At 44.8% G+C, this 9408-nt stretch carries 7 protein-coding genes; 5 read left to right on the top strand and 2 right to left on the bottom strand.

Annotation, left to right across the window (positions count from 1 at the left end; all coding sequences use genetic code 11):
• On the bottom strand, positions 1 to 1678 hold a 1678-nt coding region (locus LDX50_RS29590), incomplete at its 3' end, for a SprB repeat-containing protein (protein ID WP_225699922.1).
• Between the two features lie 514 nt (positions 1679 to 2192).
• On the opposite strand from LDX50_RS29590, the gene glgP reads away from it, so the two are divergent.
• The 3 genes from glgP to LDX50_RS29575 all read left to right on the top strand — a co-directional run bounded on the left by glgP (position 2193) and on the right by LDX50_RS29575 (position 5439).
• Positions 2193 to 3857 (top strand): alpha-glucan family phosphorylase, encoded by a 1665-nt coding sequence (gene glgP, locus LDX50_RS29585; protein WP_225699921.1) that lies wholly within the window; start codon positions 2193 to 2195, stop codon positions 3855 to 3857.
• Positions 3858 to 3929: 72 nt separating this feature from the next.
• Positions 3930 to 4856 carry a DUF6588 family protein gene (locus tag LDX50_RS29580; protein WP_225699920.1) on the top strand — a complete coding sequence of 309 codons (927 nt, stop codon included), beginning with the start codon at positions 3930 to 3932 and terminating at the stop codon, positions 4854 to 4856.
• Entirely contained in the window at positions 4840 to 5439 is a 600-nt protein-coding gene (locus LDX50_RS29575; protein ID WP_225699919.1) for a hypothetical protein, read from the top strand. The genes LDX50_RS29580 and LDX50_RS29575 overlap by 17 nt, the downstream gene beginning before the upstream one ends.
• Positions 5440 to 5758: 319 nt before the next feature.
• Here LDX50_RS29575 and LDX50_RS29570 read toward each other — a convergent pair whose 3' ends face one another.
• A complete protein-coding gene (locus LDX50_RS29570; protein WP_225699918.1) occupies positions 5759 to 6523 on the bottom strand; it encodes a J domain-containing protein in 765 nt (254 codons plus the stop codon).
• A gap of 581 nt (positions 6524 to 7104) precedes the next feature.
• Here LDX50_RS29570 and LDX50_RS29565 point away from each other — a divergent pair.
• Together LDX50_RS29565 and LDX50_RS29560 are read left to right on the top strand one after the other, a co-directional pair.
• Positions 7105 to 8028, top strand: coding sequence for a helix-turn-helix domain-containing protein (locus LDX50_RS29565; protein WP_225699917.1), 924 nt, complete (start codon positions 7105 to 7107; stop codon positions 8026 to 8028).
• Positions 8029 to 8124: 96 nt separating this feature from the next.
• Entirely contained in the window at positions 8125 to 9339 is a 1215-nt protein-coding gene (locus LDX50_RS29560; protein WP_225699916.1) for a BamA/TamA family outer membrane protein, read from the top strand.
• Positions 9340 to 9408 lie beyond the last annotated feature (69 nt).

Below are 9408 nucleotides of genomic sequence, written 5' to 3'. Positions count from 1 at the left end.
TGCTGCCGAAACAGGTAGGGTCGCTACCTTCCAGCGATACAGTCACCTGAGGATTCTGGTTCAGTGTTACATCATCCTGAGCAAGACAGCCGGCACCGTCACGAACATATACAGTGTAGCTGCCAGCACCCAGTGTATTGAACACGTTGCTTGCCTGCCAGGTTGAATTGTCCAGTGAATATTCATAGCTGCCGTCTCCACCACCTGCAGTTGCAGTGATCGATCCGTCTGTGCTGCCGAAACAGGTAGGGTCGCTACCAAGGAGAGAAATTGTTACTTCAGGTGGTGCTATTATAGCCGTAGTGGTTGTTGCAGTACAACCGTTTCCATCCTGAACATAAACAGTATAACTTCCAGCCGAAAGGTTCATAAAGGTTCCGGAAGACTGATAGTTCGTACCGTCCAGACTATACATATAATTTCCGCCACTGCCGCCGGAGCCGACTGCCACAATCATTCCGTCGGTCTCACCGAAACAGGAAATATTTGTGGGCGTAGCCTGGACCGCAGGCGTTGGATAATACGTCACTGTCGCAGTGGCAGGCACCGAGGCACAACCACCGGGCGTTCCGTCTATACTTTCTCCATAGGCGATTACCTGATAGGTACCTACCTGGTCGACTGTGATTGAGGATTGGGTAGGGTCACTGGTAATATTACCATCAGTGGTAGACCATTGATATGTGATAGTACCAACACCGCCATCCACGGTTGCAGTGAGTGTTGTTGAAGCGCCGGGTTCATTACAAATTTGTACGCTCGCTACTTCAACATCAGGCTTCACATTAAAGCTTCCTAACAAAAAGTCCTCAAGTATCGAACTAACGGAAAATGAAGCCCGGGTTTCAATCAGAAATGAAGAAAAACACGCATCCGTTGATAACTGGAGTGCTCCCAAATCTATCATTCCTTCAAAAAAGGCGATGTCAGGAACCTGTCCTTGAGGCAAGCCCTGTTTTCCAAGGTACCCCCAGGGAACCGTTATCGTAGAGGAGTTAACTACAGCGAAAAGACTGGTTGCGTTAATAGATAATGGTTCAAGCGACTTTGTGTCATTTGGAACCGAGCCGTTTCCTGCTCCTACCCATCGGTAGGCGGCGGCGTTTCCGACAACACCACCCTGGCTGATTTCTGCCACGACGAGTATATCACCAATAACGTGGCTTCCCGTAAATTTTCCCTTTACGTTACCCACGGGTGGCTGAATTCCTATTTCGTCCTGCAGGAACCAGAAACCAATATTTGTTGCTCCATCATTACTGAAGCGGTCTCCAAAGAAGTAAATCTTCTGACCATAAAGTGCAGCAGCACCATTTAGTATGTCAGTTTTATCACTTACGCTTGTATACTGCCACTCCCATGCAGGGAAATCATTATCATCTTTGGTGCCTCCACCGATGTAACTGTTTTCAAGTAAACCAGTAAATCCACCGGCATCGGGAAGGATACCTGTGGTAATGGTAGCGGTGGAAGTACCGTTATAGACATTGTTCCAGTCTTCTCCGGCAGGTGTATGGTCGCCGGATACTGTATTGCCATCAACCTCGAACTGGGCAATGGCCTGCGTGCTGAACAAAAAAGGTAAGATGAGAAGAATGAATAAATAGAAAAGGCGTCTTACCGATTGAAATGAGTATTTTGCTGTCTGCCCCCGACAGCATTGGTATATGTTTCTCATAGAATTAGTAGGTTGATTGTTAGTTAAGAGTAACAGGTGATTGTTAGGTAAGGATACGGTGTAATACTCCTCCTATGGAGGGGCAATACAGAATTTTAGAGGTGACATAATTCAAGAGTTTAAGGACAAAAGGATTCCTGTCCACCAATAATTACTGATGGAAATTTTTGAAACTGGAAAATAAATCAGGCCTCTATCCGGAGCTGAATAGTGTAGTAGATTGGTAATTCATAATAAAGCCAAGTTTGTTACAATAGTTCTTAATAAAGAAATCCTGTAGCCAGGACAACATCCGGAATAACTAAAAATTCCGGCACCAACAATTTCAAAATAGACACTTCTTACGAAGGGAGAGGAATATACAATTATTTTAAAAAAAATCCTAACGGCCGTTAGCATTAAATAACTGGACTACAAGGATTTGATGTCATTCAAACTTTATCTGAATTTCAAATGAACCGCATGATTTAAGAACCATTGAGGTATATTTACGGCCGATTTAACAAAACTTGACATGACATTCACCTTACCATATAAAATACCCTATAAAATAAATTCATCCTTCAAAAGGAAGGTGGCCTACTTCAGTATGGAGTTTGCTATTGACCAGCCCCTTAAAATCTATAGTGGCGGACTGGGTTTTCTTTCAGGATCACACATGCGCAGTGCCTATGAACTCGGTCAGAATATGATTGGTATCGGCATCCTATGGAAATACGGGTACTACGACCAGGTTCGCCGCGGAGATAAAACAATGGACGTGCTCTTCCAGGAAAAACTGTACAGCTTCCTCGAGGAAACCGGTATCACTTTTGAAATTGAGATTAACGAGCATCCCGTCAAGGTTAAAGTGATGTATCTCCACCCTGATACATTCGGGACTGCGCCGATATTTTTACTCAGTACGGATCTTCCTGAAAATGATTACCTGGCGCAGACTACCTGTCATCATCTCTATGATTCCAATGTCGCCACGCGTATCGCCCAGTATATTCTGCTGGGTCATGGTGGGGCTAAATTGCTTGATATCCTTGGCTGGAAACCTCAGACCTATCATATGAATGAAGCGCATGCGCTTCCGGCGGCATTCTACCTGTATGATAAATATAAAAAGAAACGCCGCGAGGTTCAGAAGAGACTCGTATTCACAACGCATACTCCCGAACAAGCCGGTAATGAGGTCCACGAATTCAGTATGCTGTATAAGATGGGTTTCTTTAACGGATTGAGTGAAAAAGAAGCCAGGGAGGTGAGCAAGGTATCAAACGACCATTTCAGTCATACTGTGGTGGCCCTCCAACTCGCCGGCATCGCCAATGGCGTTTCCAAAAAGCACGGTGAAGTATCACGGGAAATGTGGAGCCCGTATACCAATATTTGCCCGATCATACACATTACCAATGCACAGAATGAACGATACTGGTCAGATAAGGAGCTTTACAAAGCTGCCGCATCGGGTGATATGGATGCTCTTCGTGAACGAAAAGCCGTAATGAAGGAAGCGTTTTATAAAGTGGTAGCAGATCAGGCCGGTAAACTCTTTGATCCGGATGTTCTCACAATTGTATGGGCACGGAGATTTGCCGCTTACAAGCGGGCTGATCTCATCACAACAGATTATGAGCGATTCCTTGAACTGGTGAACAGAAAGGATAAACCGGTTCAGATCGTATGGGCTGGAAAGCCCTATCCCCAGGATTATGCAGCGGTAGGTGTGTTCAATAACCTGGTGCTTATGAACAAGGCCATTCCACGATCCTCCAGCCTTGTCGGTTATGAACTCGCACTTTCAAAATTATGTAAAATGGGCGCAGATGTCTGGCTGAATAATCCACGTGTCCCGAGAGAAGCATCCGGTACCAGCGGAATGACCGCCGCCATGAACGGAGCTATCAATTTTTCCACACAGGACGGATGGATGCTCGAATTTGGCAAGCACAAGGAAAATTCGTTCCTCATACCGCTTTGCGACGAACATGCACCGGTTCATGAACAGGACCATCAGGACTGGGCACATATGATGGATATGCTCGAAAATGAGATCGTTCCCATGTATTATGACCAGCCTGACAAGTGGAATAAAATGGTTGTGAGCAGTATGCAACAGGTACTCGAATATTTTGAATCTTCGAGAATGGCAACCGAGTATTACGAGAAAATGTATCTGCCTGCACATTAACCTCCCTACATGAACATGTAGTACCCGGGCATTCATGGAGAGGGTATCTTAATGGAGAAAATATTCTTCGTTATGAACACTAAAACTATACTCATTCTCCTGTTATGCTGTTGCTGTATCGGACTGCCCGGTCAGTCACAGGATATCGAAGATTTCCTCGATCGCTATTCGGGAAATGATGCGGAAAATTATTTACAGCCCTTTTCAGATGCTGTTGGATCTGATTTTAACAGCGGCTGGTACAGGTCGGCACGGGTAGACCGAAAAGGATTCCATCTATACGTTGGCCTTGTTGCCCAGATGGCACCGATTCCGGATAAACAGAAAACATTTTCTGCAACCACTCCCTCCTACTTCAGCCCGGCAACTACCACCGAGGTTTCCACTATCATGGGCCCGCCAACCACTACCACCGTACAGGGATCAAACGGTACCAGCTATTCGTTTCCCGGTGGGGCAGGCGTTTCATCACTGCCATTTGCCGTGCCGCAGATTACCATAGGAAATGTGTGGGGTACCGACGCCTCGTTCCGGTTCTTTGCGATAGATTTCAGCGGGGATGTGGGAAAGGTTAATGTATTCGGATGGGGAATCAGGCATAGCATATCACAATATTTGAATGAGTTTCCGGTACATCTTGCCGTGGGATATTACAGTACCCGATTCAAGCTGGGTGATGACCTGGATGCCACCGCTTCCCTGATCAGCCTCCAGGCAAGTTACGAGAAGGGTATCCTCGAGATCTATGGAGGTCCGGGGTTTGAGTTTACTGACATGGATTTTTCCTACGTTCCCGGCGGCTCGGAACAGCGTGAAACCATCAACCTGACCGGTGAGAACACCATTCGAATGACTGTCGGACTGGCGCTGAATCTTGGGGCTTTCGTAATGAATGTCGATTATAACCTCGCAAAACAAAGTAGCCTGTCAGCCGGTATCGGTGTACAAATTGGAAACAAGAAAAAAACTAAATCTGCTACCAATGAAATCTCTGAATAAATACTCCGCTTTTGTGCTGTCGGCCTGCCTGGTGATAGCAGCTTGCACTGAGACGCAACCCTTCGATTTTGTTCTACCCCTGGAGATTGATCCAACTTTTGTGATTAATGATCAGGATGGTTCATGGTCTGAATCGGAAATTATCACTTACGATGATGTCGCCGATGCGCTGGACGACCTGGAAGATGATATCGATTTCCAGAGTATCAGTATCGAGGGTGTCAGCCTTATTATCAAAAATCAGGATCCTGCACTCACCGGTGTTGAGAACGTGAACCTCACGCTTATCGATCCCTTTAATCAATCCTTCTCCATTTATCTTGGTGAAGCTATATCAATTCCTGCCGGACAGCAGCGAACAGAGGTGGTGGTTACAGGACTGGCACGGGAAGGTGTTGAAGCCCTGAAGGATTTACTGGAAAGCTACGCGCTCAACGAGGCATTTGATCCGTTTACACTGGTATCAACAGGAAATTCAACCCCGGCAAACACGCCGCTTAACATGGACCTGACCGTTGTTCTTCATATGAGCTTTAATTATTCGCAAGAACTTGATGTACCCTATTTCCTGGGTAACCAATAACAGATCCTGAAACAAACTCAATTAACCAGAAAAGCTATTGCCAGTGAAGCAATAGCTTTTTTTGATTGATAATGAGTGGGTTATAATGATAAGTGTCTAAAATAGACAATCATAATCATCGAATTGACCACAATTGCCATATTATTCGTCCGTTAAATATAATGAAACAGGTCGACTATCGGAATAGGATAGTGTGAAGTTGGACTGGTTGTTTGGTTTGGTTGACTTGAGGAGAATATTCCGAAAAGGGTTGAGTTGAGAGCCTGTTTTATGTGAAGTTGGAAGAAGGGAAAAAAGGCCGCAGATTTTGCGGCCTTTTTTAGTATTTGGCAATGGCAATGATCTGCATGATAAAGGGTATCATTATAAATATTCCCAGGGTGAGTCTGTTCTCCGGGGAAAGTCCCGCCTTGAAATAAATCAATGCCAGTATGAAAGTAAACGGGATCAAAAATCCAAAGAAGGCATAGGTACCCACTTTAGGAGTAAAGACATCACTGCCATCCTCATACGTTACATCCAGGCCAACAGGCTTATTCAATATCCGGGTAAAAAGTATCTGCAGGTTTCGTATACCCTGTGAAGTATCAAACGTATGTTCAGGGAATTCGAGCTTCAGGTCGTCCGCCTTCAGGACATCGGTCTGCTGATATTGAAGAATGATGAATGACTTTGGCTGATAAGATCTTTTCGGCAGTAAATAGTCGATTGAAAGAAACACATTAAAGGCAAGAATGATGAAAATCACATAGGTAAGTCCGCCAACAATTGTTTCGATTTGTTTTCTCCTGGCCATGGCCTCTTCATACCTGCGTGTTTTCACTCGCGCCTTTGCCTCTTCGCGCCATTTGGCTCTTGGATCTTCTGCAGGCCTGGGCGGTGCATAGCTTGCTGTTCCGTAACGCTCTAGAAATTCATATGCCTCCTTGACGCGGAGAAAATATTCTGAGGATTCGGAATTCCTGCTGATATCGGGGTGATATTTTTTTGACAGAGCCCTGTACGCCTGTTTCACTTCGAGTTGTGAGGCATTCGGCTGAAGCCCCAGTACCTGTAAATGATAATGCCTTAAAATCTCATCCATGAACTGCCTGTGAAGTGCCTAAAATACATGTTTAGAAACGATTGAAAAGCACCAACCAAGGTAGGATTCGGTCTAACTGTCCGAAATAGACAATTTATTGGCTAATTCAGACCATATCCGTGCAATATATTGACCGTTAAAGATAATAGAGTTTGATTGAAGTTGAAAAGAGAGTTGATTGTTTTGTTAGGTTGAGGTTGTATTTATGTGAAGTTGATGAGGGGACGAAGTGCAGTTGGTTGAGGCAGAAAGCCGCGAGAATGTAGAGGGGATTTAGAGCCGTGTGAATATCACACGGCTCTTTTTTTATGATTTGATGATAAATGTCCGATATATGCTATTAAAAAGGTTATATATACCATAATGAAGATATATTATGTCCGTTAAATATAATAGAGTTTTGACAAATAAAGAAGTTGTTGTTTGAGTTAAGTTGAGTTTGTGAAGTTGACAGCAGGGATGAAGTGCGGGAGATTCGTGCAGAAGGCCGTGGGTTGACTGAGGAGTTAAAGGGATCACGCATGTGGTCCCTTTTTTTATGAAACAGGCCGGCCGAAAGAAGAGATTTAGTAACTTAAGGTATGGCGCGAAATGTTCGTAAAAAGGAGGAGTTTCCTATCATCAGTTTTTGGGATCTTTCAGCAGAAAAACCGATTCACGTTCAGGAGGTAATTGCCGATGCTGGTGATCTTGGGTTGTTTCAGCCGCACCATTTAGGTCATTTTGCGATACGTTGGGTAACACAGGGATCCGGCGCTATTTACATTGATCATATCCGTTACGAAATTGAGCCGGACATGATTTTTCTGGCGACGCCTTCGCAAATAAGCCGCACAGATATTCCCAGGGGAACTGAATTTACCGTACGGCTGGTAGCATTCAACGAAGAACTCATTCCGTTGATGGGTTTCGAAAAAGATGTAATGGCCCTTTTAAGCGGATTGAACTCTCACTGGCAGATACGACTCGACGAAACCAATAAATCGGTCGCTGAGGGCTATTTCAATCTTTTGCAGGCAGAATTTTCAATGGGTCCCGCAGACAGGAACCCATGGATTCTGGCTGCACTCACAAAGGCATACATACTTCATCTCATCCGTATTCATAATAACAATGCGCAACTGCGGCGCAAACCACTCCAATACCAGAACCTTTACCGGGAATACCTGGACCTGATTGAGAAAAACTTTAGGGAAACACATTATGTTTCTGACTATGTTGAGATGCTGGGGACGAGTGAAAAGCAGCTGAACAGGGCGTCTAAATCCATGACCGATCATTCGGCCAGGCATATCATTGACGAACGGCTTAATTTCGAGGCAAAACGGTCGCTGTACTATACCACCCATACAATTAAGGAAATCAGTTATCACCTTGGATTCAAGGATCCTGCACACTTTGTAAAATTCTTTAAACGAAAAAATGATGTAACTCCCGGGGAATATAAATCGAATCTTGCACGAATGGAACGCGTTAAACGTTCAGCAAAAAAAGCGCCGATATAAAAACAGAATTCACGACATATTATGACTATATTCTGCAGCGGACCAATAAAATCGAATTTGCATGCCTTATTACGATCAACTTTCATTTGTCAATAAATGAAACAGATAATACCTGCACTCATTTTATTACTGCTTGCATTCACTGTTAATGCTCAGGACTCCACGGGTACTGCTGAAAAAAAGGAAAAAAAGTTTAGGTTTCTTCCGCTCCCGGCCTTTGCCGTAACTCCTACTACCGGCTGGATGATCGGCGTCGCACCCGGCGCTTACTGGATGATGGGCGACGCCTCGAACACCTCCCTATCCAATGCCCTGGGAACGGCGATCTTCACACAGAAAAAACAGATACTGTTCACACTCAAGGCAAATACATTTTTTGCCGGAGACCGTTGGAATATGCTTACCGATATTCGGTATTTTATCAATTCTCAACCCACCTACGGGTTGGGTACGGGCCCGCCTGCTGCCAAATCGCTGGGGAAAAATATTGGTTTGCCCGATGATTATCCAACATTGGGTTCAAAACAAATGATGGAGTTCAATTATCTGCGAATTTACAATACCTTGCTCAAGCGCTATAAGGACACACGTTTCTTCTACGGCCTGGGATACCACCTGGATTTTTATTCCAAAATACAGGATAATCTTCTGAATCTGGATACCGTTCCGCCCATCATAACGAGCCATTACGAATACAGCATCAGCAACGATTTTGACCCTGAAGAATACTGGCTTTCCGGGGTTTCATTCAACCTGCTTTATGACAGCCGTGACAATGCGGTAAACCCCTATTCAGGCCGATACGCACTTGCAAATATCCGCGTCAACCCTGCATTTCTGGGCAGCACAAAAGGTTCCACAATGCTCTGGCTTGAATACCGTGACTATTTTCATTTATCCGAAAACCGGCCGCGTCACCTGATCGGTTTTTGGGGTTACGGATGGTTCCAGACAAGCGGAACCCTCCCTTACATGACACTGCCAGCCGTTGGCTGGGATCAGTTCGGAAGATCAGGCCGGGCCTATACACAGGGAAGATTCCGCGGCCAGGACCTGATCTATACCGAGCTGGAATACCGCGTTCCGCTGCAACGTGAGAAAGATATGTTCGGAGCCGTCTTGTTTGTGAATGGAACAACTGCCACAAACCGGGAAGCAGGAATTTCTCTGTATGAATATATGGACTTCGGATATGGAGTCGGACTACGGATAATGATCATGAAAAAATCCAGGGCAAACCTGAGCCTGGACTATGCATGGGGAGAATATGGCGCCAAAGGTTTCTACTTCGGACTTAATGAGGCATTTTGATTGCTGTAAGTTACTCCCTGAACATAAAAAGCATATTGTTTCTTTACCGATAATTTTTTTTGACAAAAT

It is taken from the genome of Fulvivirga sedimenti, from assembly GCF_020328055.1.
This window is presented reverse-complemented; position numbering and strand designations above follow the sequence as displayed.